The sequence below is a fragment of the Alsobacter sp. P4_H11 genome, assembly GCF_056400925.1.
This window is the reverse complement of record NZ_JBFUKI010000014.1, coordinates 97,099-120,111: the sequence shown is the minus strand read 5'-3', so window position 1 is coordinate 120,111 and position 23,013 is coordinate 97,099. Positions and strand designations below refer to the sequence as shown.

Genomic DNA, 23,013 nt, shown 5'->3' with positions numbered 1-23,013 from the left:
ATTCCAAACCAAAGGGCATGTTCCCACGCGTTACTCACCCGTCTGCCGCTCCTGTATTGCTACAGGCGCTCGACTTGCATGTGTTAAGCCTGCCGCCAGCGTTCGCTCTGAGCCAGGATCAAACTCTCAAGTTGAAGAGTKAGATCATTTGGCTGATCACGCGTTATGCACTCGGTCGCCTCTCGGCGACCTATTGACGGAGTTCACATCGGCTCCAACCCCGAAAGGCCAGAACCAYWTTGTGAGCTCGAAACGCGTTTCAAGCCGATCCATTCGACCCCTACAAAAACACCCTCTCGAGCATCTCTTCGGGATCCGCAAGGACACGGCCGTCCGCGTTTCTCTTTCTTCCATCCTGATTGTCAAAGAGCGGCATCAGTTTGATGCGAACGGCATCCCGACAAAAACAGCGTCTGCCCCGACCGAGGTCGGGCGGCTTAGGCCCGTGCTGCAGAGAAGTTATTGCCGGTGCGCCGTCGTTGCCGGCGGCGTCGCCGTGTGTGAGGGGCTTATAGAGCCGCCCGTTCCCCCCTGTCAACGGCGTCTTGCAAAAAAATGCGACAGGCGGGTGACGGCAAATGCGCCAGCGTGGCGCTTTCCTTTGCGCGGCCTCGCATTCGGCCGCATTCGACGCTTCGCCTTTCCGGTTGCGCGGCAGCCGGCGGTCGGCTTCGCCCCATTGGCGCCACGGTGATGGCTCCTTAAGGCATGCACAGGCGGCGTCGCCTGCGTCGATTGACGGTCCGGACCGGGATCGTCAATGTGCGCCGAGGCTTCGGGCCTGCGTCGCGTCGCCCGCTTCCCTGTGTACCCGACCGGCGCCGAGAGCGCCGGTTCCGATCGCCGCCAAAGGTTTTCCGACAGCCCATGTCCGCAATCCCCATGACGCAGGGATCCCGCCTGACCCGATCGACGCGCCGCGTCCGGTCCAATGGGCCCGGCATGCCGCATGTCGAGCTCGGGCACGAGCCGGCCCTGTCGCGCGATGGCGACCAGCCGCGGCACGATCGCCGCGGCGTCAGCCTGCGCTGGCTGTCGGGCATCATCCTCACGGGGCTGTTTGGCGCGACCCTCATCGGCTCCGCCATCTATATCTCGCTCGACGGCGAGATGACCTTTGCGGAACGCGGCGAACTCGCGGTTACGCCGGCCCAGCGCGGCGCGACCGCGGGCGACAGGTCGCCGCGGCGGGGCGACAAGCTGTTCGTCGCCAGCGACGTGGTGTCGGCCAAGCAGGCTTTCCGGACTCCGACCACCATCAAGGTGGGCGACCGCGAGGTCATCAAGATCAAGCCCTTCGTGCGCGTCGCCACCAACCTGGCGCTCGGCTCGCTGGGCTTTTCGGACGACGTGCCGCCCTTCAACCCGATGAAGCTCTATGGCGGCGCGGACATCGCGGCCGAGAAGGCCGCGCCCGAACTCGAGCTGACGGATGGCGACGCGGAGGTCTCCGTGCAGCGGCGCCCGCTCGCGGGCTATGACGGCCCGGCCGAGCCCGGCGCGGTTCTGACGGCCGAGCAGGCCGCCGCGCAGGTGGCCGAGGAGCAGAAGGCCGTGCGCGACGCCGGCCAGCGCGCGCCCCTGGCGCTCGCCTCGCAGCGCATGCTCACCATGGCGCTCACCGCCCCGCGGCTACAGCCGGACCCGTCTGCGGCGCCGGCGCCGGCGCCCGGCATCGCGTTCTCGACCATGCAGGTCACGTTCGTGCCCGAGAACGTGACCAACCGCCCGAAGACGCCCGCGGCCGCGCGCGAGGCCGCGCCGCCGCAGGACGAGCGCATGGTGACGGTGAAGCGCGGCGAAAGCTTCGAGCAGGTGCTGAAAGCCAACGGCGCCTCGGCGGCCGAGATCAAGTCGCTCGCATCCGCCCTGGCGGCGCGGCTCAAGGAATCGCCAGTTCGAGAGGGCCAGCGGCTGAAGCTGCTGTTCGGCCCCGCCGCCAAGGGCTCGGCCCCGCTGCTGCTGCGGGCGATGATCTATGACGGCGAGACGATCACGGCGATCGGGGCGCTGTCGGATCGCAACGACTTTGTCTCGGTCGCGCCTCCGCAGGCCGATACGCCCGTGTCCAGCGAGGACGACGAGGAAGCCGACGACAAGCCGGGCGGCATCCGTCTCTACGACAGCATCTACGAGACCGGCTTCAAGCACGACATTCCGCGCCCCGTGCTCGACCAGCTGATCAAGATCAGCTTCTACGACTTCGACCTTCAGCGGCGCGTTTCGGGCGGCGACAGCTTCGAGGTGTTCTACTCGGAGGACGAGGAAAACGAGGGCCGGCCGGACGTGCTCTTCGCGTCCTTGTCGGTCGCCGGCCAGCAGAAGCGCTACTATCGCTTCCAGCTCGGCGACGAGAACGTGGTCGATTTCTTCGACGAGCTCGGCAAGTCGAACCGCAAGTTCCTGATCAGGAAGCCCATCGCCGAGGGCACGCTGCGCTCCACCTTCGGCATGCGCTACCACCCCATTCTGCGCTACTCGCGCATGCACAACGGCGTCGATTGGGCCAACAAGGTGGGCACCCCCATCATCGCGGCCGGCGATGGCCGGGTGCGGCTGGCGGGCTGGGAGTCCGGCTACGGGCGGCGCGTCGAGCTCGAGCACTCCTACGGGTTCGTGACCACCTACAACCACATGTCGGCGTTCGGGAAGGGCATCAAGGAAGGCTCGCGCGTGCGCCAGGGCCAGGTGATCGGCTACCTCGGCAGCTCGGGCCTCTCCACTGGTCCGCATCTCCACTACGAGGTGATGATCAACGAGAACCTCGTGGATCCGCTCACCATCAAGCTGCCGCGCAATCGTGAGCTGGACGCACAGCAGGTCAGCGCTTTTCAACGCGAACGCGACCGGATAGACGAATTGATGCGCAAGGCCCCCACCGCAACCCGGATGGCCGAGCGCGCCAAGTAGCCGGGCCGGAGCGGCCGGACCGGGTCGTCGCCCCTTCCCCAAGCCCCGACGGGGCCGCAGAAGCGCCCCGCCATGCTGCATGTCCTCACCGTCGTCCTGCCCGTGTTCGGCCTGATGGGGCTCGGCTACGCGGCCCGCGCGGTGGGCTATGTGACGGACCGCACCGGCGAGGGCCTGTCCGACTTCGTGTTCGCGGTAGCGATCCCGGCGCTGATCTTCAAGACGCTCACGGCCGCCGACCTGCCGTCTTCCCAGCCCTGGGGCTACTGGTTCTCGTATTTCGGCGGCGTGCTGGTCACCTGGACGTTGGCGACGCTGGTCGCCCGCAAGTTTTTCGCCGTCTCGCACGTGGAAGGCGTGGTCGCGGGCTTCACGGCCGGGCAGTCCAACACCGTGCTGGTCGGCATTCCGCTCATCCTGGAGGCTTTCGGGCCGGAAGGCGCGGTGCCGCTGTTCTTGCTGATCGCCATCCACCTGCCGATCACGATGACGACCGCGACCGTGCTGGCCGAGGGGCGCGGCGTGCCGGTGCGACGCATCCTGCGCCAGCTGGTCACCAACCCGCTGCTGATCGCCATCGCGGTCGCGGTGCTGGCCCGCGAGTTTCTGCCCTCGGGGCTGCCCGGGGCGGTGAAGACCATCGTCGACATGCTGGGCGCGGCCGCGAGCCCCTGCGCGCTGTTCGCCATGGGGATCGCGCTGCGCCGCTACGGCATGGGCGACCAGCCGGTGCTGGCCGCCATCCTGGCGGGGCTGAAGCTCGTCGTTCACCCTCTGATCGTGCTGGTGCTGGCCCGCTACGTGTTCACGGTGCCGTATGCGTGGACGGGCGTGGCCGTCATGTTCGCCGCCATGCCGTGCGGCGTGAACGCCTACCTTTTCGCCGAGCGCTACCGGACCGGAGTCGCGATCTCGTCGGGCGCGATCGCGATCTCGACGGCGGTGTGCGTGGCCACCTCGGCCATCTGGCTCGCCATCATGGGCGTGCGCTGAAACGCAACCGCGCGCGGATCTCCTCCGGCGACGCGCCCTCGGCGCGCAGGCTGCGCAGCGCCGTGGAGCCAAGAGACTTGGAGAGCTTGCGGCCGTCCGGGTCCAGCACCAGCCCGTGGTGGTGGTAGAGGGGCGTCGGAAGCCCGAACAGGGCCTGCAGCAAGACATGCACATGCGTGGCCTCGCGCAGGTCCTCACCCCGCACCACGTGGGTGACGCCCTGCAGCGCGTCGTCCAGCACGACCGCGAGATGGTAGCTCGCCCGCACGTCCTTGCGGCCGATCACGACGTCGCCCCAGCGGGCCGGATCGCCCACGACCCGCCGCTCCGCGCCGGTGGCCGGATCCCACTCGCTCCAGCCGAGCGCCGCACCGGTTGTGGCCGCCAGAGCCCGCGCCACGTCGAGGCGGGTCGCGTGCGGCTCGCCGGCCGCGATTCGGGCCTCGCGATCAGCCGCGGGCAGCGCCGCGCAGCGGCAGGCGCCGACCGGCGCGCCGTCGGGATCGCGTCGCAGCGGCGCGCCGGCGGCCTCCGCCTCCGCCATGCGGGCGGCCGTCTGGCCGCGCGTGCAAAAGCACGGATAGGTGAGCCCGCGCCCGGCAAGCCGATCCAGCGCGGCGGCGTAGTCGGCCAGGTGCTCGGACTGGCGCCGCACGGGCTCGTCGAAGCGCAGTCCCAGCCAGGCGAGATCGTCCCGGATCGCCTGCTCGAACGCGGGCCGCGAGCGCCCGGGGTCGATGTCCTCGATGCGCAGCAGCAGGCGCCCACCCAGACGCGTGGCGAGCTGGGCGTTCAGCAGCGCCGACGCGGCGTGGCCGAGATGCAGCAGGCCGTTGGGGCTCGGCGCGAAGCGGAAAACGGGTTGCGCGGCGGCCAGTTCGGCCCTCCCATGCGGCGGATGATCGACCCTCCTGTTGTTCCCCACCAAGCCCGCGCCGCGCAACCATGATCCGCACCGAGGAGGAGCTCGCCGCCGCATTGTCGGCGCTCGTCGCCCAGGACCCCGCGCTCGCGCCGCTGCGCGCCGCAGTCGGGGCCATCGCGCCGCGCCGCAGGCCGCCGGGCTTTCCGGGCCTCTGCGCCATCATGATCGGCCAGCAGGTCTCCACCGCCAGCGCGGCCGCGATCTGGACGCGCTTCTCCACCCGCTATGATCCGCCGACGCCCGCCTCCATTCTGGCGGCCACGGACGACGACCTGCGCGCCTGCGGGTTCTCGGCCAACAAGATCCGCGCCGCCAAGGCGATCGCGGACGCGATCGTGAGCGGACATCTGCCGTTGGATGACCTCGGCGCCATGCCGGCCGATGACGCCCATGCGCGCCTTTGCGCCGTGAAGGGCGTCGGCCCCTGGACGGCGGACGTGTACCTGCTGTTTTGCCTCGGCCATCCGGACGCCTTCCCGGCCGGCGACCTCGCCCTGCAGGAGGCCGCGCGCCTCGGCTTCGGCCTTTCCGAGCGCCCCTCCCCCAAGGCCTTCACCGCCATGGCGGAGCGCTGGCGTCCCTGGCGCGGCGCGGCCGCGACGCTGCTCTGGGCCTATTACCGCGTCGCCAAGGGCCGCGACGTGGTTCCGCCCGGCGACCAGGAGCGGCTCGGCGTCGGTTGATCCGGCGCGCCGGACGCTGCACAACGAAGGCCGCGCACCCCGGAGAACATCATGGCGGCTATCCTCGACGGTCCTCGGCTTCCCCCCGTCACCGGCGTGGCGAAGCAGCTCGTCGTGTTTCTGCACGGCTACGGCGCGGACGGGCGCGACCTGATCGACATCGGCGAGGAATGGCGCGCCTGGCTGCCCGACGCCGCCTTCGTGGCCCCGCACGCGCCCGACCCCTGCGACGGCGCCCCCATGGGCCGGCAGTGGTTTCCGCTCACCATGCGCGACCCGCACGAGCGCTGGACTGGCGTAGTGGGAGCGCGGCCCGCGCTGGACGCCTTTCTGGACGCCGAGCTCGCACGCTGGGGGCTGCCGGACAAGCAGCTCGCGCTGGTGGGCTTCAGCCAGGGAACCATGATGGCGCTCCACACCGGCCTGCGTCGCCCGCGCCCGCCGGGCGCCATCGTGGGCTTTTCGGGCATGCTGGTGGGGCCCGAACACCTGGCCGCGGAGGCGACGGGCGCGCCGCCCGTGCTGCTGGTGCATGGCGACCAGGACCCGGTAATCCCCGTGCAGGCGCTATTCATGGGCGCGATCGGCCTCGCCAAGGCGCAGCTGTCCTGCCAGTGGCATCTCTCCTTCGGAGTCGAGCACGGCATCGACGGCGAGGGGCTGCGCCATGCCGGGCAGTTCGTCGCCCAGTCCCTCACCGGGCGCACGCCGGGGTTCTGATCACGGGCTTTCCGCCCGCGTTCACGCCCGCTACCCTGCGGCGAAACAGCCGGGGAAGCGCGCGCCCATGAACGCCATCACGAGTTCCGACACAAACCCGTTCACGTTCAACACGGCGAAATCCATCGTCTTCGGCGCCGGCGCGATCGCCCGCCTGGGCGAGATCGCCCGCCCGCTCGCCGGCGCCCGCATCGCGCTCGTCACCGACAAGGGCGTGGTCGCGTCCGGCCTCGTCGAACCTGCCCTCTCGTCCCTGCGCGCGGCCGGCATCGAGGTCTCGGTCTTCGACGCCGTGGTGGCGGACCCGCCCGAGGCGGTCGTGATGGCGGCGGTTGAGGCCGCGACGGCGGCCGGCGCGCAGGGCGTGATCGGGCTCGGCGGCGGCTCCTCGATGGACGTCGCCAAGCTGGTCGCCCTGCTGGCGGCCGGGCGCGAGAGCCTGTCGGACATCTATGGCGTCGGCTTCGCCAAGGGCCCTCGCCTGCCGCTCATTCTGGTCCCGACCACCTCCGGCACCGGCTCGGAGGTGACGCCGATCTCCATCGTGACCACAGGCGAGAACGAGAAGAAGGGCGTGGTGTCGCCCGTGATCCTCCCCGACGTTGCGCTGCTCGATCCCGACCTGACGCTCGGCCTGCCCCCCCACGTCACCGCCGCGACCGGCATCGACGCCATGGTGCATGCCATCGAGGCCTATGCGTCGGCCTCGCCCAACAACAACCCGCTGTCGCGCATGCTTGCCCGCCAGGCGCTGCAACTGCTCGGCGGCGCGCTCTTGAAAGCGGTCCGGGACGGCGCCGACCGACAGGCGCGCGGCGACATGCTGCTCGGGGCCATGCTGGCCGGGCAGGCCTTCGGCAACTCGCCGGTCGCAGCCGTGCACGCCCTCGCCTACCCGATCGGCGGCCGCTACCACGTGCCCCACGGCCTCTCCAACGCGTTGGTTCTCCCGCACGTGATCCGCTTCAACGCGCCCGCCGCCGCGGCCGTGTACGCCGAGATCGCCGCAGACCTCTTCCCGGAGCTCGCCGACACGGCGGCCGGCATGCGCGCCGACGCCTTCGCGGAAGCGCTGGCCGGCCTCGCGCCCGCCTGCAAGCTGGAAAGCCGCCTGCGCGACGTCGGCATCCCGCAGGAAGCGTTGCCCACGCTGGCCGCCGACGCCATGAAGCAGACGCGCCTGCTGGTGAATAACCCGCGCCCGCTCACCGAGGCCGATGCGCTCGCGATCTACCGGCAGGCCTGGTGATGAGCGACCGCGAGCCCCGCCGCACCCGGGCGGACTACCGCCGCTTCTCGCCCATCCAGACCCGCTGGGGCGACAACGACGCCTACGGCCACGTCAACAACACGGTCTACTACACGTGGTTCGACACGACCGTGAACGCCTGGCTGATCGAAGGCGGCTTTCTCGACATCGAGAAAGGCCAGACCATCAACCTCGTGGTGGAAACCAACTGCCGCTACTTTGCCAGCCTGGCCTACCCGGAGCCGATCGAGATTGGCCTCGCGGTGGAAAAGCTCGGAACGAGCTCGGTCACCTATGCGGTCGGGGTCTTCCGCCCCGGCGACCACGAGGCCGCCGCCCAGGGCCGCTTCGTCCACGTCGCGGTGGACCGCGCCACCCAGCGCCCCGTCCCGATCGCCCCCGCCATGCGGGAGGCGCTGGAAGAGCTGCTACGAAGCTAGCTGGCTGCCTATGACACCCTCCCGTCATTGCGAGCGCCAGCGAAGCAATCCAGCCTGAACGCCGGGCCATAAGACTGGATTGCTTAGCCTCCGCTCGCAATGACGGCGGAAGCCGCAATGCCCACCCTCCCCTCAAGGGGAGGGTAGGCTGCGACCACTCGCGGGTACGGGCGTGGCGCTGGAACTACCCCACCTCGCCCTTCGGCGCCGTCGAGACGATCCACACGCCGACGAGGATGATCGCAGCGCCGGCCAAGTCGCGCAGGCTCACGGTCTCGCCGAGAACCACCACCGCCATCAGGGTGGCCCAGACCGGCAGCAGATACCCGATCATCGCCGCCTTGGTGGGCCCGGCGGTGCGGATCAGCGTCATGAAGATCGTGATCGGCACGGCAGTCGCCACCAGCCCCAGCGCGGCCAGCACCGGCAGGTTGGCGGCGATCTGCCCCGGCGCCTCGGCGCGCACGAACAGGAGCGTCAGCGTCAGCGAGGCCAGCGCCGAGATGCTCTGCTGGCCCAGCGCCATGCGGGCCGGCTCCACGTGCCGCACCGTCTTGGCGTAAATGTTGCCGACCGCGTAGCTGAACGACACCGCCACCATGGCGAGAACGCCGAGCGCCCCGCCGCTCACGTCCAGAAACGCCGCGGGCCCCACCAGCACCGCCATGCCGACGAAGCCCACCGCGACGCCCAGCACGCGCCGGCGTGTCAGCCTCTCGTCCGCGAAGGCGAAATGCGCCAGCACGGCCACCATCAGCGGGCCGGACGCCTGGATCATAGCGCTGAGCCCGGCCGTGATCTGCGACAGCGCATAGGCGGTGAGCACGTTGGGCAACCAGCCGTTCAGTGTGCCGAGCACCAGCCAGGGCGCGGCCTCGTCGCGCCGCGGCAGCGGATTCTGGCCGCGCAGCAGAAACCACGCCGACAGCGCCACCGCCGCAACTGAGGCCCGGCTCGCCGCCGTTACGAAGGGGTGCACGGTTCCGGCGAGCTTCATGAACAGGAAGCCCGACGCCCACAGGAGCGAGCAGGCCAAAAGGCGCGCAATGACGACGCCGTTGGACGGTTGCGCGGCGATCACCTCAGCCGCCGAGCAGGTCGATCAGCGGCGGGATCAGCGGCTCGTCGGCGGGCGGCATCGGATAGTCGCGCAGCTTGTTCGGCCGCACCCATTTCAGAGCCTGGTGCTCCTTCTGGACCACCAGCCCCTCCCAGCGCTTGCAGATCCACAGCGGCATCAGCAGCTGGAAGGTCTCATAGGTGTGGCTCGCAAAGCTGAGCGGCGCCAGGCAGGCCTCCTTGACGGTGATGCCGAGTTCCTCGTGCAGCTCCCGGATCAGCGCATCCTCGGGCCGCTCGCCGGCCTCCACCTTGCCGCCTGGAAACTCCCAGAGCCCGGCCAACTGCTTTCCCTCCGGCCGCTGCGCGATCAGCACACGGCGATCGGCGTCCACGAGGGCGCATGCGGCGACGAGAACGAGCTTCACGGGATCACTCCGGCGGCAGGGGCCGGCTGCTTATAGCAAGCCTCGCCGCCGATGAAACGGGCGCCGGCGCTGCCGCACGCTCACGGCGCGCGGTGAAGTTGAGCGAGGCGGAAGCTCCCTCAGTCGGCCAGCCACTCCGGCAGGCGGTCGAGGCCGATCAGTTCTTCGTAGGTCTGGCGCGGGCGGACCACCGCGTATTCTGCGCCGGAGACCAGCACCTCGGGGATGAGGCGGCGGGAATTGTACGTGCCGGCCTGGGCGGCGCCATACGCGCCGGCCGTCATGACGGCCAGGAGGTCGCCCGGGCGGGGTTCGGCCATCTCGCGGTCCAGCGCCAGGTAGTCGCCGCTTTCGCAGACTGGCCCGACCAGATCGGCGGTGATGCGGGGGGCGTCCGGGTTCGGGACCACCGGCTTGATGTCGTGGTGGGCCTCGTAGAGCGTCGGCCGGATCAGGTCGTTCATGGCCGCGTCCGCGATCACGAAGAACTTTCCGTCGCCCTGCTTCACGTAGATCACCGACGTCACCAGGATGCCGGCGTTGCCGACGATCAGCCGGCCGGGCTCGAACACGAGCGTGCAATCGAGGTCGCGCGTGTGGCGCTTGACGATGGCGGCGTAGTCCAGCGGCAAGGGCGGGGGGTCGTTGTTCTCGCGATATGGGATGCCAAGGCCGCCGCCGAGGTCTACATGGTCGATGACGTGGCCGTCGGCGCGCAGCTCGCGCACGAAGTCGGCCAGCAGCGCGAAGGCGTCGTCGAAGGGCTGCATGTCGGTGATCTGCGAGCCGATATGCATGTCGACGCCCGACACCTTCAAGCCGGGCAGCTTGGCGGCGCGGGCGTAGACCTCCCGGGCGCGCGAGATCGGGATGCCGAACTTGTCGCCCGACTTGCCGGTCGAGATCTTGTGGTGGGTCTTGGCGTCGACGTCCGGGTTCACGCGCAGGGCGATATGGGCGGTCTTGCCCATCTGCGTGGCGACCGCCGACAGGGCCTCGAGCTCAGGCTCGGACTCGACGTTGAAGCAGAGGATCTCCTGCTCCAGCCCGTACGCCATCTCGCGCGGCGTCTTGCCGACGCCCGAGAAGGTGATGCGCGAGCCCGGCACGCCAGCCGCCCGGGCGCGGCGCAGCTCGCCCTCCGACACCACGTCCATGCCGGCGCCGAGCCGCGCCAGCGTCTTCAGAACCGCCTGGTTGGAATTCGCCTTCATGGCGTAGCAGACGAGCGAGGGCGCATCCGCGAAGGCTTCGGCGAACACGCGATAGTGCCGCTCCAGCGTGGCGGTGGAATAGCAATAGAACGGCGTGCCGACCTCGTCGGCGATGCGGCGGAGGTCCACGCCCTCGGCGTGCATGACGCCGTCGCGGTAATCGAAATGATGCATGACAATGGCCCTGCGGCGGGCCGAGATCGGCCCGGGGACGCGGTTTACAACAGCGGATCCAGGATGAACGGCTCCTTGGGAGCCGTGATCGGTTTGCCCTTGGCCTTCTGGTTGCCCGACGCAACGGGCGAAATGGAGGGCGCGATGGTGCGCGCAGCGTTCGGATCGGCGTCCGGCTGCTCCAACGGATCCGGCTTGGCGTTCACCGCGCCCGGCGGCGGCTCCAGCGGACCCTTGCGCCCGCAGGCGCCGAGTGAAACCAGCAGGACGGCGCCCAGAACCAGCGCGAGCGATCGCGACGCGAGCGAAACTGACGAGACAGGCACGGGCGAAACTCCGAGAAGCTGCGGCACTATAGCGAAAGCCGGGCCGCGCGAAAGCGCAGCCGGGAGACAGTGGCGCGCGATTTCAACGCGCCGGCGCGGCCGCTTCCTTGGCAAGGTCCTTGGCGAGCTTCGTCAGCCAGCGGCGGGCCTGCTTCTTCACCTCGGTCGGAGCCGTGCCGCCGTAGCTGACGCGGCTGCGCACCGAGCGCTCGACGCCCAGCACCGCGAACACGTCCTGCGTGATCGCGGGCTCCACGGCCTGCATCTCGGCCAGCGACAGCTTCTCCAGGCCGACGCCCTTGTCTGACGCGAGCCCGACGATGCGGCCGGTGACGTGGTGCGCCTGGCGGAACGGCATCTTGAGCGTGCGGACCAGCCAGTCGGCGAGGTCGGTCGCGGTGGCGTAGCCGAGGCCGGCGGCCTTTTTCATGGCCTTCAGCTCGGGCTCCATGTCGCGCACCATGCCGGCCATGGCGGCGATGCACAGCGACAGGGTCTGCAGGGCGTCGAAGGCGCCTTCCTTGTCCTCCTGCATGTCCTTGGCGTAGCTCATCGGCAGGCCCTTGATGACGACCAGGAGCGCCGTGAGCGCGCCGATCACGCGGCCCGTCTTGCCGCGAACCAGCTCGGCGGCGTCCGGGTTGCGCTTCTGCGGCATGATCGAGGAGCCGCTCGTGAACTTGTCCGAGAGCCGCACCAGCCCGAACTGGGGCGTAGTCCAGAGCACGATTTCCTCCGCGAACCGCGACAGGTGCACGGCGCAGATGGACGCGGCCGCGAGCGCCTCGAGCGCGAAGTCGCGGTCGGACACGCTGTCGAGCGAGTTCGCGGTGGGCCGGTCGAAGCCCAGCGCCTCGGCGGTCATGCGCCGGTCGATCGGGAACGAGGTGCCGGCCAGCGCCGCGGCCCCGAGCGGGCACTCGTTCATGCGCCGGCGCGCGTCCGCGAAGCGGCCCCGGTCGCGGCCCAGCATCTCCACATAGGCCAGCAGATGGTGCCCGAACGTGGTGGGTTGCGCCGACTGCAGATGCGTGAAGCCGGGCATCACCGCGCCCGCATGCGCGAGCGCCTTTTCGGCCAGGGCGGCCTGCAGGTCGGCCAGCTGGCCGTCGAGCTGGTCGACCGTATCGCGGACCCACAGCCGCATGTCGGTGGCGACCTGGTCGTTGCGCGAGCGCGCCGTGTGCAGCCGACCGGCCGCGGGACCGACGATCTCGGCCAGCCGCGACTCCACGTTCATATGGATGTCCTCGAGGGACCGCGAGAACGTGAAGTCACCTGCCTCGATTTCGGCATGCACGGCGGTTAAACCGTCCGCGATGGCTTTTGCGTCCGCGCTGGTGACGATTCCCTGCTTCGCCAGCATGGCCACATGGGCCTTCGACCCGCGGATGTCCTGGCGCCAGAGGGCCTTGTCAAAATCGATGGAGGCGTTGATCTCCTCCATGATGGCGTCGGGGCCGCTGTTGAAGCGGCCGCCCCACATCGTGTTGCTCATGCTCTCTCGGTTCCCAACGCAGGACGGCTCATGACGGACCAGGCATCTTCAACGGCGCGGCGCCGGCGCCTTTCGGCGGTGGGGGCGATCGCGACCGCGGCGGCGCTCGGGCTGGCGGTGCTATACGGGACGAACCGGGGTTGGGGCAACGCCGCCGACGCCGATTGCGGGCCTGCCGCGACCGTCGCACAGGCCATGCAGCCGCTGGCGCGCGGCGAGGTTGCGGCCGTGCAGGTCAACAAGGCCCCGAAGCTCCTGCCCGCGCTGGCCTTCAACGACGCCGCCGGCAAGCCGATGACGCTCGCGGACCTGCGCGGCAAGACCGTGCTGCTCAACCTCTGGGCGACATGGTGCGCGCCCTGCCGGCACGAAATGCCGGCGCTGGACGCCCTGCAGGGCAAGCTCGGCGGCGACGACTTCCAGGTGGTGGCCGTGAACATCGACACCCGCAACCTGGACAAGCCCCGGCAGTGGCTCGACGAAAACAAGATCACGCGGCTGGCCTACCACGCCGACCCGAGCGCCAAGATCTTCCAGGAGCTGAAATCCATCGGCAAGGCCTTCGGCATGCCCACCACCGTGATCGTGGACCGCAAGGGCTGCGAGCTCGCCAGCCTGGCGGGGCCGGCCGAATGGTCGAGCGAGGACGCCGTGAAGCTGCTGCAGGCGGCGGCCGGGAAGTAGGCGTGGCCACTGCCTAGACCGGCCACTGCATTTCTCCGCCCCGCATCTCCTCCCAGGCCTTGGCCATCGCGAGCACGCCGCGGTCGTCGAAGCGGCGGCCGACGATCTGGAGGCCGATGGGCAGGCCAGAGGACGTGAAGCCGGCGTTGATCGAGAGGGCCGGGTTCTCGGCCATGTTCCACACCACCGTGTAGCCGATGTGCTCGAAGGGGCGTGACGGGTCGTGCAGCGGCGACGCCCATTCGGCCGGGTAGGTCGGAACCGGAGCGGTGGGCGACAGCACGTAATCGAGATCGGCGAACAGCGCCGCCGCGCCCTTGCGCATCTCCATGGTGCGGTTGTAGCCGCGGATCACGTCGAGGCCGCTGCGGTGAGCGCCGGTTTCCGCCCAGTCGCGGATATAGGGCAGCACGCGGTCGCGACGCTCGTCCGGGAAGCGCGAGAGGTCGTCCCAGGCGCGCACGCGCCAGAAATCGTCGAGGCCGTCCAGCATCTCACGGGACAGGATCGCCGGAACGGGGCGCACGACGGCGCCGGCTTCTTCGAACAGGCGCGAAGCGCGCTCCACGGCGGCCGCGACCTCGGGGTCGAGCGGCAGCCCGGCCCCGATGTCGAACATCAGGCCGATCCGAAGGCCTCTCAATGGAATGAAATTGTCCGTCCAGTCGATCGCCTGTTCGGGCAGGCTCGTGCCGTCGCGCCCGTCGGGGCGGCTGAGAACGCTCATCATCAGGGCGGCGTCCGCAACCGTGCGGGTCATCGGGCCGGCGACGCGGCCCAGGAAAGGCGGGTCGATTGGCACGCGCCCGGCGCTGGGTTTGAGGCCGACGAGGCCGCACCAGCCGGCCGGCAGACGCACCGAGCCGCCGATGTCGGTGCCCAGATGCAGCGGGCCGTAGCCGGCCGCCCCGGCCGCCGCCGCGCCCGCGCTGGAGCCGCCGGGGTTGAGGCGCGTGTTCCACGGGTTGCGAGCGGTCTTGTGAAAGCTCGACAGCCCGGAGGAGAGCATGCCGTAGTCCGGCATGGTGGTCTTGGCGAGCAGGATCGCGCCCGCCTCGCGCAGCCGCGCGGCCGGCGGAGCGTCGACGGCGGCCGGCGTGAGTTCGGTCGCGGCGGTGCCGAGCGGAACCGGGATGCCCGCCGTGGCGATGTTCTCCTTGATGGTCACCGGGACGCCGTCCAGCGGACCGAGCGGCTCGCCGCGCATCCAACGGTCCGTGGCGGCGCGCGCCGCTTGCCGGGCCGACGCGGGATCGAAGGCGTAAAGCGCACACAACTCCGGCTCGCGGCGCTCGATCTGCGCGATCACGGCTTCTACGGCCTCGGACGGGCTGAGCGAGCGAGCGCGGTAGAGGTCGAGCAGTTCGCAGGCGGACAGAAGCGGAATGGCGGTCACGAGGCGGTCACCGTTGTTCGGACGTTTGCCCCAGCTTGGTCCATCGCCGCCGCCATTGCGAGCCGCAGGCGAAGCAATCCAGCCCGGCGGTCGACACTTAGGCTGGATTGCGTCGCTGGCGCACGCCATGACGGCGAGGGGCGTTGGCGAACAGCCATGCCCCGGCCCGCGAGATCGTGACCGGACGGAGCGGCCTGCGCCCGGCGGTCGCGGCCCTGGGGGGTAGCGACTTTTCGGGCGCATGTTAAGTTGGGGATCTGGGGCCAGTGGAGCCGCGATGAGCGAAGACGCGCCGGGCCAAGCGCCCGTCTCCAATGTCGACCGGGCCCGCACGGCGGCGGACCGGATCGGCCGTTTGGCCCGCCGGGCGTCCCTGACGCTCGTCTGGGAGCGGACCTGGCCTTGGCTGGCCGGGGCGCTCACCATCCTGGCGCTCTTCATCACCGTGTCTTGGCTCGGCTTATGGCTGGCGGTTCCCGCTTGGGGGCGCATGGCCGGCGTCGCCGTGACCGCGTTGTTGCTGCTGGGCGCGCTGGCGGGAGCCTTGCGCACGCCGCGGCCGAGCTGGCGCGAAAGCCTATCGCGGCTCGATCGGGATTCCGATCTCGCGCACCGGCCCGCCACGGCTCTGACCGACGAACTCGCGATCAACACCAATGACGCCGGAACCCGCGCGCTCTGGGAGGCGCACCGGGCGCGCGTGCTGGACGCCGCCGCGCGGATCCGCGTCGGCGCGCCGGCCCCGCGCCTGGCCGAGCGCGATCCCTGGGCGCTGCGCTTTGCGGGCGCGCTCGCGCTGATAGCGGCGTTCTTCTTTGCGGGCCCCGAGCGCGAGGCGCGGCTGCTGGCCGCCTTCGACTGGTCCGGGCAGACGGCCACCGGGCTGGCTTTCCGGCTGGACGGCTGGGTTGATCCGCCGCCCTACACGCAGTTTCCGCCCGTTTTGCTGGACCTGAAAACCGCCGATGGCTCGGCCGCCGCTCCGCGGGTGCGCGCTCCGGTGGGCTCGACTCTGGTGGTGCGGGCTTCACAGGCCAAGGGGCTGACGCTGACGCCCGCGGGTGGCATTGCGCCGCCCAAGGCGCCGGACGCGCCTGACGGAGCCGCCCAGAAGGCCGCGACTGCGCCGGCCACGGCGCCCAAGACCGACGTCAAGCCTGCCGCGCAGGCCGCGGCCGAACCGCCGCTCGAGAGCCGCTGGACGGTTTCGCGCGACGGCACCCTGACGGTGACGCGCGGCGCCACGACCCTGGCGACGATCGCCGTGACGGCCATTCCGGACCGGGCGCCGACAATCGAGCTCACGGCCGAGCCGCAGCCCGCGGAACGCGGCGGGCTGACGCTGGCCTATGAGGTCAAGGACGACTACGGCGTGGTCTCGGCCGAGGCCCGCTTTGGACGGCTGATCCGCAACGGCCAGCCGGTGGAGCCCCGGCGCGCGCCGTTGGTGCCCGCCCCGCAGGCGACGCTCGGACTCCCGGGCGGCGACAACCGCGACGGCGAAGCCCGCACCACCGTGGACCTCTCGGACCATCCCTGGGCTGGCGCGCGGGTGGAAATGACGCTCGTTGCGCGCGACGAGATTGGCCAGGAAGGGCAGAGCACCACCATCCAGGTGACGCTGCCGCAGCGGCCCTTCTCCAAGCCTCTCGCCAAGGCGCTGGTGGAGCAGCGGCGCGACCTCATCCTCGACCCGGCGAGCCGCCGGCGCGTCAACGAGGCGCTGTATGCGCTGATGATCTCCCCGCAGGTTTTCACGCCCGACACCTCGGTCTATCTCGGCCTGCGCACGGCGGCGACGCGTCTGCGCGGCGCCCGGGCCGACCAGGATCTCGTCAGCGTCGCCGACATGCTGTGGGAGATGGCGCTCAAGATCGAGGATGGCGACCTCAGCGACGCCGAGAAGGCGCTGCAACAGGCGCAGCAGAACCTCAAGGACGCGCTGGAGCGCGGGACTACCGACCAGGAGCTGAAGCGCCTGACGCAGGAGCTGAAGCAGGCGCTGGACCGCTACCTGCGCGAATACGCCGAGCAGATGCTCAAGAACCAGGATCCGAACCAGCAGCAGAGCCGGATGGATCCGAACACCCGCATGGTGACGCCGCGCGACCTGCAGAAGATGCTGGACCGCATGGAGGAGATGGCCCGCAAGGGCGACACCGAGAGCGCCCAGCGCATGCTTGAGCAGCTCAAGAACATGCTCAACAACCTGAAGACCGCCCGCCCGGGCCAGCGCCAGATGGACGGCGGCCAGCAGCAGATGGAGCAGGCGCTCGACGACCTCGACAAGATGACGCGCGAGCAGCAGGAGCTGCGCGACAAGACTTTCCGGGAAGGCCAGAAGCAGCGCCAGCAGGGCCAGCGCGGGCAGCAGCAGCGGCCCCAGCAGGGCCAGCAGCAGGGCCAGCGCGGCCAAAAGGGGCAGCGCGGCCAGCAGGGTCAGCAAGGGCAGCAGGGTGAACCCGGAGATCAGGGCGACGGCCAAGAGATGGGCCAGGGCGAGGGCGGCGAGCAGGAAGGCATGCAGGGGCTCGGCCAGCGCCAGCAGGCTCTGCGCGAGCGGCTACGCGAGTTGCAGCGCCAGATGCGCGAGAACGGCATGAATGGCGAGCAGGGTCTCTCGGAAGCCGAGGACGCCATGCGGCAGGCCGAAGGCGCGCTCGGGCAAGGCGAGGACGGCCAGGCCGTGGACCAGCAAGGCCGCGCGCTGGAAGGGCTACGCCGCGGCGCCCAGGGCCTCGCCCAGCAGATGCAGCAGGGCGACGGCAACCAACAGGCGGACGGCGACCCCAACGGCCCGGGCCAGCCCGGCAACCGGCGGGCGCAATCCTCCGAGCCCAACGACGATCCGCTCGGCAGGCCGACGCCCACCACCGAGGCGGGAGACCGCTCCAAGTTCCGCCAGGGCGGCAAGCGCGGCACGCTGGAAGAGCGCGCCCGCGAGGTGACCGAGGAACTGCGCCGCCGGCTGGGCGACCCCAACCGGCCGCAGGAGGAGCTGGATTATCTGCAGCGGCTGTTGCCGGTGAATTGAGGGGCTGCGGATTCTGCAGCTTTGTCGCCCGATCTCGTCGGGTGGCCCACACCAACGGCCCTCATCCTGAGGAGCGGCGCCTCTTGGCGCTGCGTCTCGAAGGACGAGGGGATCCAGAAGGCTGTAACCGTCGTGCAAGCTGGTATCCCTCGTCCTTCGAGACGCAGGCCGAAGACGGCCTGCTTCTCAGGATGAGGGTGTCGAGAGCGAGCGAACGACTTCTTGGCCAAGCCTCAGGCTGAGCGATTTCATTGCGGCGCGTGCTGAGCTACCGGCGTCCGGCAGGCAGGCGGCGAAACGCCGCCCTTGGCTGGGGCGGCCGTCAGGCCTAAATCACAGGCGAGCCGCGTCGAACGCGGCGGCGCCAGCGCAGGAGCAATTCGTGGCAGCCCTTCTCAACAACGCCGTGCCGTTCGCGATGGGCGGCGTCGTCCTCGTGCTGCTGATGGGCCTCATCAACATGTTCCGGGGCGGCAGCCCGAACACCTCGCAACGCCTGATGCGCTGGCGCGTGGGGCTGCAATTTCTCACGGTCGTGCTGGTGCTGGCTGTGATTTGGATGCGCGGCTGAGCATAAGCCGCAGGCGTGGCGCCAAAGTCATTGATTGCCGCGCCGATTCTCTTCCACCATAAGCGGAGTACGTTGGCGCCGGTTGTTTTTAACCGGTCGTTAACCATGGCAATGCTCCTGCTGGCGGCAGGGAGACAAGATGCGTCACGTTCGATCCACCCTTGCCGCAGCGCTTTTCGCAGGTTCGATGATCGTCTCGCCTTGGTCGCAGGCCGCCGATCTGGCGCAGCCGCAACCTGCAGGGGCGACCCAGAGAGTTTCGTTTCTGTCCGAGTTGCGCCTGGGCGTTTTCGCGCATGATCCCTGGAGCCCCGAGCGCGGGAGCGTGGACGTGAACGCCGAAGCGCTGTTCGCCAAGCCGTTCGACTTCACCGACCAGCTCGCCTCCGCCTTCGTTCCGCGCCCGCATATCGGCGCGACCTTCAACACGCGCGGCGACACGAGCCACGCCTATGTGGGGCTGGCCTGGACCTTCTCGCTCACCGAGCGGATCTTCCTGGAGGGCGCGCTTGGCGGCGCGCTGAACAATGGCGTGGCCGGCCCGGTAACGCCGGTCGGGCGGTCGGCGATGGGCTGCCATCTCGGTTTCCGCGAGGCGGCCTCGCTGGGCTACCGGTTCACGGACGCGATCAGCCTGATGGCCACCGTGGAGCACATCTCCAATGCGGGCGCCTGCAGCGACAATCGCGGGCTAACGAATGTCGGCATGAGGCTGGGCTACAGCTTCTAGGCCGCTATAACGCTTCCCGAACACTGCGCTGACGGGAGGCCCGCGATGGTCCGGCTCAACAAGATCTACACCCGCACGGGCGACGACGGCACGACCGGGCTCGGCACCGGCGAGCGTGTGCCGAAGTTCAGCCTGAGGGTGGACGCCTACGGCACCGTGGACGAGACCAACGCGGCCGTCGGCATGGCGCGCATGCACACCGGCGGCGCGCATCCGCTCGTCGACGAGATGCTGGCGCGCATCCAGAACGACCTGTTCGACCTCGGCGCCGACCTTTGCGCGCCCGACGGCGGCAAGCCCCTGCCCTATGAGCCGTTGCGCATCGTTGACGCGCAGGTGGAGCGGCTGGAGGCCGAGATCGACCAGTTGAACGAGTCGCTGTCGCCGCTCCGCTCCTTCGTGCTGCCCGGCGGATCTCCGGCCGCTGCGGCGCTGCATCTCGCCCGCACGGTGAGCCGGCGCGCAGAGCGGCTCATGGTGCAACTGGCGCAGACGCCCGGTGAGCCCGTGGGCGCGCCGGCCCTGCGCTACGTGAACCGGCTGTCGGATTTCTTTTTCGTCGCCTCCCGCTACGTCAACGATAAGGGCGAGGGCGACGTGCTGTGGATTCCGGGCAAGAACCGCTAGAGCGTCGCCATTCTCATGAGAACGATACTCGCCGAATGACGGAGACGCTCCGCGTTTCGGCGCGTTGACAAGGCTTCCGGCGCGCCTTTACGGTCCCGGCCTTGCAACGGAACGGCGCCAGCCGGGCTGATTGGTCGCTGCCGCGCATCTCTTGTGGCGCGGAGCGGCGTGATACTATTCGCGGCTTTCGAACGAGCGGGATGCGGCCGGCGCTCCCCGGAGGAGAAACGATGAAGATCCTCGTGCCCGTGAAGCGGGTGGTCGATTACAACGTGAAGATCCGCGTCAAGGCGGACGGGTCGGGCGTCGAGCTCGCCAACGTGAAGATGTCGATGAACCCCTTTGACGAGATCGCCGTCGAAGAGGCGCTGCGCCTCAAGGAAGCCGGCAAGGCGACCGAGGTCGTGGTGGTGTCGATCGGGCCCGCGCAGGCGTCCGAGACCATCCGCACCGGCCTCGCGATGGGAGCCGATCGCGGCATCCTGGTGAAGGTGGACGGGATCGTGGAGCCGCTGGCGGTGGCCAAGATCCTGAAGGGCGTGGTGGAAGCCGAGCAGCCCGGCCTCGTGATCCTCGGCAAGCAGGCCATCGACGACGACTGCAACCAGACCGGCCAGATGCTCGCCGCCCTCCTGGGCTGGGCGCAGGGCACCTTCGCGAGCAAGGTTTCGGTGGGCGGCGACGCCATCGAGGTGACCCGCGAGATCGACGGCGGGCTGCAGACCGTGGAGCTGAAGCTCCCCGCGATCGTGACCACCGATCTGCGCCTCAACGAGCCGCGCTACGCGTCGCTCCCCAACATCATGAAGGCCAAGAAAAAGCCGATCGACGAGAAGACCGCCGCGGACTTCGGCGTCGATACCGCGCCGCGCCTCAAGGTTCTCACCACGGCCGAGCCGGCGGGCCGCAAGGCCGGCGTCAAGGTGACGTCGGTGGAAGACCTCGTGGCCAAGCTCAGAAACGAAGCGGGAGTGATCTGATGCCGACCCTGCTCCTCGCAGACCATGACAACGCGTCCCTGAAGGACGTTACCGCCAAGGCGCTCACGGCCGCCAAGGCGCTGGGCGGTCCGGTGCATGTGCTGGTCGCCGGCTCCGGCGCGCAGGCCGCCGCCGATGCGGCCGCCAAGCTCGACGGCGTCGAGAAGGTGCTGCTCGCCGATGCGCCGGCCTACGCCAACGGCCTCGCCGAGCCGCTCGCGGCGCTGATCGTAAGCCTCGCCGGCTCGTATGACGCCATCGTGGGCTCCTCGACCTCCACGTCCAAGAACGTGCTGCCGCGCGTCGCCGCGTTGCTGGACGTCATGCAGGTGTCGGACGTCATCAAGGTGGTGTCGGCCGACACCTTCGAGCGGCCAATCTACGCAGGCAACGCCCTGCAGACCGTGCAGGCCACCGACGCCAAGAAGGTGATCACGGTGCGCACCGCTTCGTTCCAGGCGACGGGCGCGAGCGGCTCGGCTTCGGTCGAGAGCGTGGCGGCCGCCGCTGATCCGGCGCTTTCGACCCACAAGGGCGAGAGCCTGTCGAAGTCGGACCGGCCGGAGCTGACCTCCGCCAAGATCATCATCTCGGGCGGCCGCGCCATGCAGAACGCCGAGAACTTCAAGACCTATATCGAGCCGATCGCCGACAAGCTCGGGGCCGCCATGGGCGCCTCGCGCGCGGCGGTGGACGCCGGCTACGCCCCCAACGACTGGCAGGTCGGCCAGACCGGCAAGGTGGTGGCGCCGGACCTCTACATCGCGGTCGGCATCTCGGGCGCGATCCAGCATCTCGCCGGCATGAAGGACTCCAAGGTCATCGTCGCCATCAACAAGGACGAGGAGGCCCCGATCTTCCAGGTGGCCGACTATGGCCTCGTGGGCGACCTCTTCCAGCTGCTGCCGGCGCTGAAGGACGAATTGTCCAAGTAAGGACCCCGCACGCTCGCGCGCCGCCGGCTTTTGGCTTGCGGCGCGCGGGCGTCATAGACCATTGTCCGCCTCCACGCTGGCGCGCACTGGTCTAGATTGGACCCGGCCGCGCGCGGCGGGTTTCGCACGGTAGAGGACGGCCCCGGCCGCACAGCAAGCATGTCGATCGAAATTCGCAAGGTGGGCATCATCGGCGCCGGCCAGATGGGCAACGGCATCGCGCAGGTTTGCGTGCAGGCCGGCATCGACGTGATGTTGAACGACCTCAGCGAAGACCGGATCACGGCCGGCATCGCGGCCATCGACTCGAATCTCGGCAAGCTGGTGCAGAAAGGCTCGATGGACGACGCCGAGCACCGCACCGCGCTGGAGCGGGTGCAGCCGGCCCGCAGCTTCGACGATCTCGGCTCCTGCGACCTCGTGATCGAGGCCGCGACCGAGAACGAGGAGGTGAAGCGCAAGATCTTCGCCCAGCTCTGCGCCTCGCTGAAGCCGGACGCCATGGTGGCGTCCAACACGTCGTCGATCTCGATCACGCGGCTGGCCTCCGTGACGGACCGGCCCGAGCGCTTCATCGGCATTCATTTCATGAACCCGGTCCCGCGCATGCAGCTCGTGGAGCTGATCCGCGGCATCGCGACCGAGGACCCCACCTTCGAGGCCGCCAAGGACCTCATCGCCAAGCTCGGCAAGACCGTGACGGTGGCGGAGGATTTCCCGGCCTTCATCGTCAATCGCATCCTGCTGCCGATGATCAACGAGGCGATCTACACGCTCTACGAGGGCGTCGGCTCGGTGGACGCCATCGACACAGCCATGCGGCTCGGCGCCAACCACCCGATGGGCCCGCTGCAGCTCGCCGACTTCATCGGCCTCGATACGTGCCTCTCCGTGATGCAGGTGCTGCACGAGGGACTGGCCGACTCCAAGTACCGGCCCTGCCCGCTGCTGGTGAAATATGTCGAAGCCGGCTGGCTCGGCCGCAAGACCCGCCGCGGCTTCTACGACTACCGCGGCGAGAAGCCGATGCCGACCCGCTGAGGATCCGGTGAGCGCCCTTCTCCCCTGGGAGAAGGGGCACGCCAGAGCCCCCGATACCTGCCTGTTTCGCCGATCAGCTTAAAGCTCCGCAAAGAGTCTGCGGGTAAGGTTGCTCTCCATGAGCACGATCGGCCCCGTGGATCCGTTGTCCAGCATCGTCACCATGCAGCAGGACGCCCTGCAGCAGCAGGTCGGCATCGCGGTGATGAAGCAGCAGATCACGGCGGAGCGGTCGCTGCTGTCGATGCTCGACACCGCGTCGCAAAACGTCGAGGCCGCGCCGGCTCCCGGGACCGGAACCAAGGTCGACGTCCGGGCCTGACCCCGCGACCGCGCGTCACGCGACGTCCGCCGCACTTCACAAGAGCGTCACGACAGGCATAGACTATTCGGCAG

The 23,013-nt window shown here is 69.5% G+C and carries 22 protein-coding genes and 1 rRNA gene; 15 read left to right on the top strand and 8 right to left on the bottom strand.

Going from position 1 to position 23,013, the window contains the following annotated elements:
• Positions 1 to 134, bottom strand: a 16S ribosomal RNA gene (locus AC1DSZ_RS21700); the annotation flags it as partial.
• Positions 135 to 867: 733 nt separating this feature from the next.
• Here AC1DSZ_RS21700 and AC1DSZ_RS21695 point away from each other — a divergent pair.
• Entirely contained in the window at positions 868 to 2,910 is a 2,043-nt protein-coding gene (locus AC1DSZ_RS21695) for a peptidoglycan DD-metalloendopeptidase family protein (protein WP_476840409.1), read from the top strand.
• 72 nt (positions 2,911 to 2,982) lie between these two features.
• Entirely contained in the window at positions 2,983 to 3,903 is a 921-nt protein-coding gene (locus tag AC1DSZ_RS21690; RefSeq protein ID WP_476840408.1) for an AEC family transporter, read from the top strand.
• Here AC1DSZ_RS21690 and gluQRS read toward each other — a convergent pair.
• On the bottom strand, positions 3,887 to 4,780 hold the full coding sequence (gluQRS, locus tag AC1DSZ_RS21685; protein WP_476840412.1) for a tRNA glutamyl-Q(34) synthetase GluQRS: 894 nt from the start codon (positions 4,778 to 4,780) through the stop codon (positions 3,887 to 3,889). The genes AC1DSZ_RS21690 and gluQRS overlap by 17 nt on opposite strands.
• A gap of 68 nt (positions 4,781 to 4,848) precedes the next feature.
• Here gluQRS and AC1DSZ_RS21680 point away from each other — a divergent pair, with 68 nt between their 5' ends.
• The 4 genes from AC1DSZ_RS21680 to AC1DSZ_RS21665 all read left to right on the top strand — a co-directional run bounded on the left by AC1DSZ_RS21680 (position 4,849) and on the right by AC1DSZ_RS21665 (position 7,920).
• Complete coding sequence (locus tag AC1DSZ_RS21680) at positions 4,849 to 5,511, top strand: DNA-3-methyladenine glycosylase family protein (protein ID WP_476840407.1); 663 nt, start codon at positions 4,849 to 4,851, stop codon at positions 5,509 to 5,511.
• A 51-nt stretch (positions 5,512 to 5,562) separates the two neighbouring features.
• Positions 5,563 to 6,231 (top strand): alpha/beta hydrolase, encoded by a 669-nt coding sequence (locus AC1DSZ_RS21675; protein WP_476840406.1) that lies wholly within the window; start codon positions 5,563 to 5,565, stop codon positions 6,229 to 6,231.
• Between the two features lie 67 nt (positions 6,232 to 6,298).
• Entirely contained in the window at positions 6,299 to 7,480 is a 1,182-nt protein-coding gene (locus AC1DSZ_RS21670; protein WP_476840405.1) for an iron-containing alcohol dehydrogenase, read from the top strand.
• The gene (locus tag AC1DSZ_RS21665; RefSeq protein ID WP_476840404.1) at positions 7,480 to 7,920 is read left to right on the top strand and encodes an acyl-CoA thioesterase; all 441 of its coding nucleotides are present in this window, start codon (positions 7,480 to 7,482) and stop codon (positions 7,918 to 7,920) included. The genes AC1DSZ_RS21670 and AC1DSZ_RS21665 overlap by 1 nt, the downstream gene beginning before the upstream one ends.
• Before the next feature lie 184 nt (positions 7,921 to 8,104).
• Here the strand turns inward: AC1DSZ_RS21665 and AC1DSZ_RS21660 are convergent, their stop codons facing one another.
• From AC1DSZ_RS21660 to argH, 5 genes are all read right to left on the bottom strand, one after another.
• Positions 8,105 to 9,001 (bottom strand): DMT family transporter, encoded by an 897-nt coding sequence (locus tag AC1DSZ_RS21660; protein ID WP_476840403.1) that lies wholly within the window; start codon positions 8,999 to 9,001, stop codon positions 8,105 to 8,107.
• Position 9,002: 1 nt separating this feature from the next.
• Positions 9,003 to 9,407 (bottom strand): (deoxy)nucleoside triphosphate pyrophosphohydrolase, encoded by a 405-nt coding sequence (locus tag AC1DSZ_RS21655; protein WP_476840402.1) that lies wholly within the window; start codon positions 9,405 to 9,407, stop codon positions 9,003 to 9,005.
• Positions 9,408 to 9,526: 119 nt separating this feature from the next.
• The gene (gene lysA / locus AC1DSZ_RS21650; protein WP_476840401.1) at positions 9,527 to 10,795 is read right to left on the bottom strand and encodes a diaminopimelate decarboxylase; all 1,269 of its coding nucleotides are present in this window, start codon (positions 10,793 to 10,795) and stop codon (positions 9,527 to 9,529) included.
• Between the two features lie 44 nt (positions 10,796 to 10,839).
• Complete coding sequence (gene lptM / locus AC1DSZ_RS21645; RefSeq protein WP_476840400.1) at positions 10,840 to 11,121, bottom strand: LPS translocon maturation chaperone LptM; 282 nt, start codon at positions 11,119 to 11,121, stop codon at positions 10,840 to 10,842.
• A gap of 82 nt (positions 11,122 to 11,203) precedes the next feature.
• Complete coding sequence (gene argH / locus AC1DSZ_RS21640) at positions 11,204 to 12,619, bottom strand: argininosuccinate lyase (protein WP_476840399.1); 1,416 nt, start codon at positions 12,617 to 12,619, stop codon at positions 11,204 to 11,206.
• 30 nt (positions 12,620 to 12,649) lie between these two features.
• On the opposite strand from argH, the gene tlpA reads away from it, so the two are divergent.
• Positions 12,650 to 13,303, top strand: coding sequence for a thiol:disulfide interchange protein TlpA (gene tlpA / locus AC1DSZ_RS21635; RefSeq protein ID WP_476840398.1), 654 nt, complete (start codon positions 12,650 to 12,652; stop codon positions 13,301 to 13,303).
• A gap of 13 nt (positions 13,304 to 13,316) precedes the next feature.
• Here the strand turns inward: tlpA and AC1DSZ_RS21630 are convergent, their stop codons facing one another.
• Positions 13,317 to 14,699 carry an amidase gene (locus tag AC1DSZ_RS21630; RefSeq protein WP_476840397.1) on the bottom strand — a complete coding sequence of 461 codons (1,383 nt, stop codon included), beginning with the start codon at positions 14,697 to 14,699 and terminating at the stop codon, positions 13,317 to 13,319.
• Between the two features lie 277 nt (positions 14,700 to 14,976).
• On the opposite strand from AC1DSZ_RS21630, the gene AC1DSZ_RS21625 reads away from it, so the two are divergent.
• From AC1DSZ_RS21625 to AC1DSZ_RS21590, 8 genes are all read left to right on the top strand, one after another.
• Positions 14,977 to 17,733 carry a TIGR02302 family protein gene (locus AC1DSZ_RS21625; protein ID WP_476840396.1) on the top strand — a complete coding sequence of 919 codons (2,757 nt, stop codon included), beginning with the start codon at positions 14,977 to 14,979 and terminating at the stop codon, positions 17,731 to 17,733.
• A 382-nt stretch (positions 17,734 to 18,115) separates the two neighbouring features.
• Complete coding sequence (locus tag AC1DSZ_RS21620) at positions 18,116 to 18,304, top strand: twin transmembrane helix small protein (RefSeq protein WP_476840395.1); 189 nt, start codon at positions 18,116 to 18,118, stop codon at positions 18,302 to 18,304.
• 139 nt (positions 18,305 to 18,443) lie between these two features.
• Positions 18,444 to 19,034 carry an acyloxyacyl hydrolase gene (locus tag AC1DSZ_RS21615; protein WP_476840394.1) on the top strand — a complete coding sequence of 197 codons (591 nt, stop codon included), beginning with the start codon at positions 18,444 to 18,446 and terminating at the stop codon, positions 19,032 to 19,034.
• Positions 19,035 to 19,079: 45 nt separating this feature from the next.
• On the top strand, positions 19,080 to 19,661 hold the full coding sequence (locus AC1DSZ_RS21610; protein WP_188519793.1) for a cob(I)yrinic acid a,c-diamide adenosyltransferase: 582 nt from the start codon (positions 19,080 to 19,082) through the stop codon (positions 19,659 to 19,661).
• A gap of 230 nt (positions 19,662 to 19,891) precedes the next feature.
• Positions 19,892 to 20,641 carry an electron transfer flavoprotein subunit beta/FixA family protein gene (locus AC1DSZ_RS21605; protein WP_476840393.1) on the top strand — a complete coding sequence of 250 codons (750 nt, stop codon included), beginning with the start codon at positions 19,892 to 19,894 and terminating at the stop codon, positions 20,639 to 20,641.
• Entirely contained in the window at positions 20,641 to 21,576 is a 936-nt protein-coding gene (locus AC1DSZ_RS21600; protein WP_476840392.1) for an electron transfer flavoprotein subunit alpha/FixB family protein, read from the top strand. The genes AC1DSZ_RS21605 and AC1DSZ_RS21600 overlap by 1 nt, the downstream gene beginning before the upstream one ends.
• A 159-nt stretch (positions 21,577 to 21,735) precedes the next feature.
• A complete protein-coding gene (locus tag AC1DSZ_RS21595) occupies positions 21,736 to 22,617 on the top strand; it encodes a 3-hydroxybutyryl-CoA dehydrogenase (RefSeq protein WP_476840391.1) in 882 nt (293 codons plus the stop codon).
• 118 nt (positions 22,618 to 22,735) lie between these two features.
• On the top strand, positions 22,736 to 22,939 hold the full coding sequence (locus AC1DSZ_RS21590) for a putative motility protein (RefSeq protein ID WP_476840390.1): 204 nt from the start codon (positions 22,736 to 22,738) through the stop codon (positions 22,937 to 22,939).
• Positions 22,940 to 23,013: the final 74 nt, after the last annotated feature.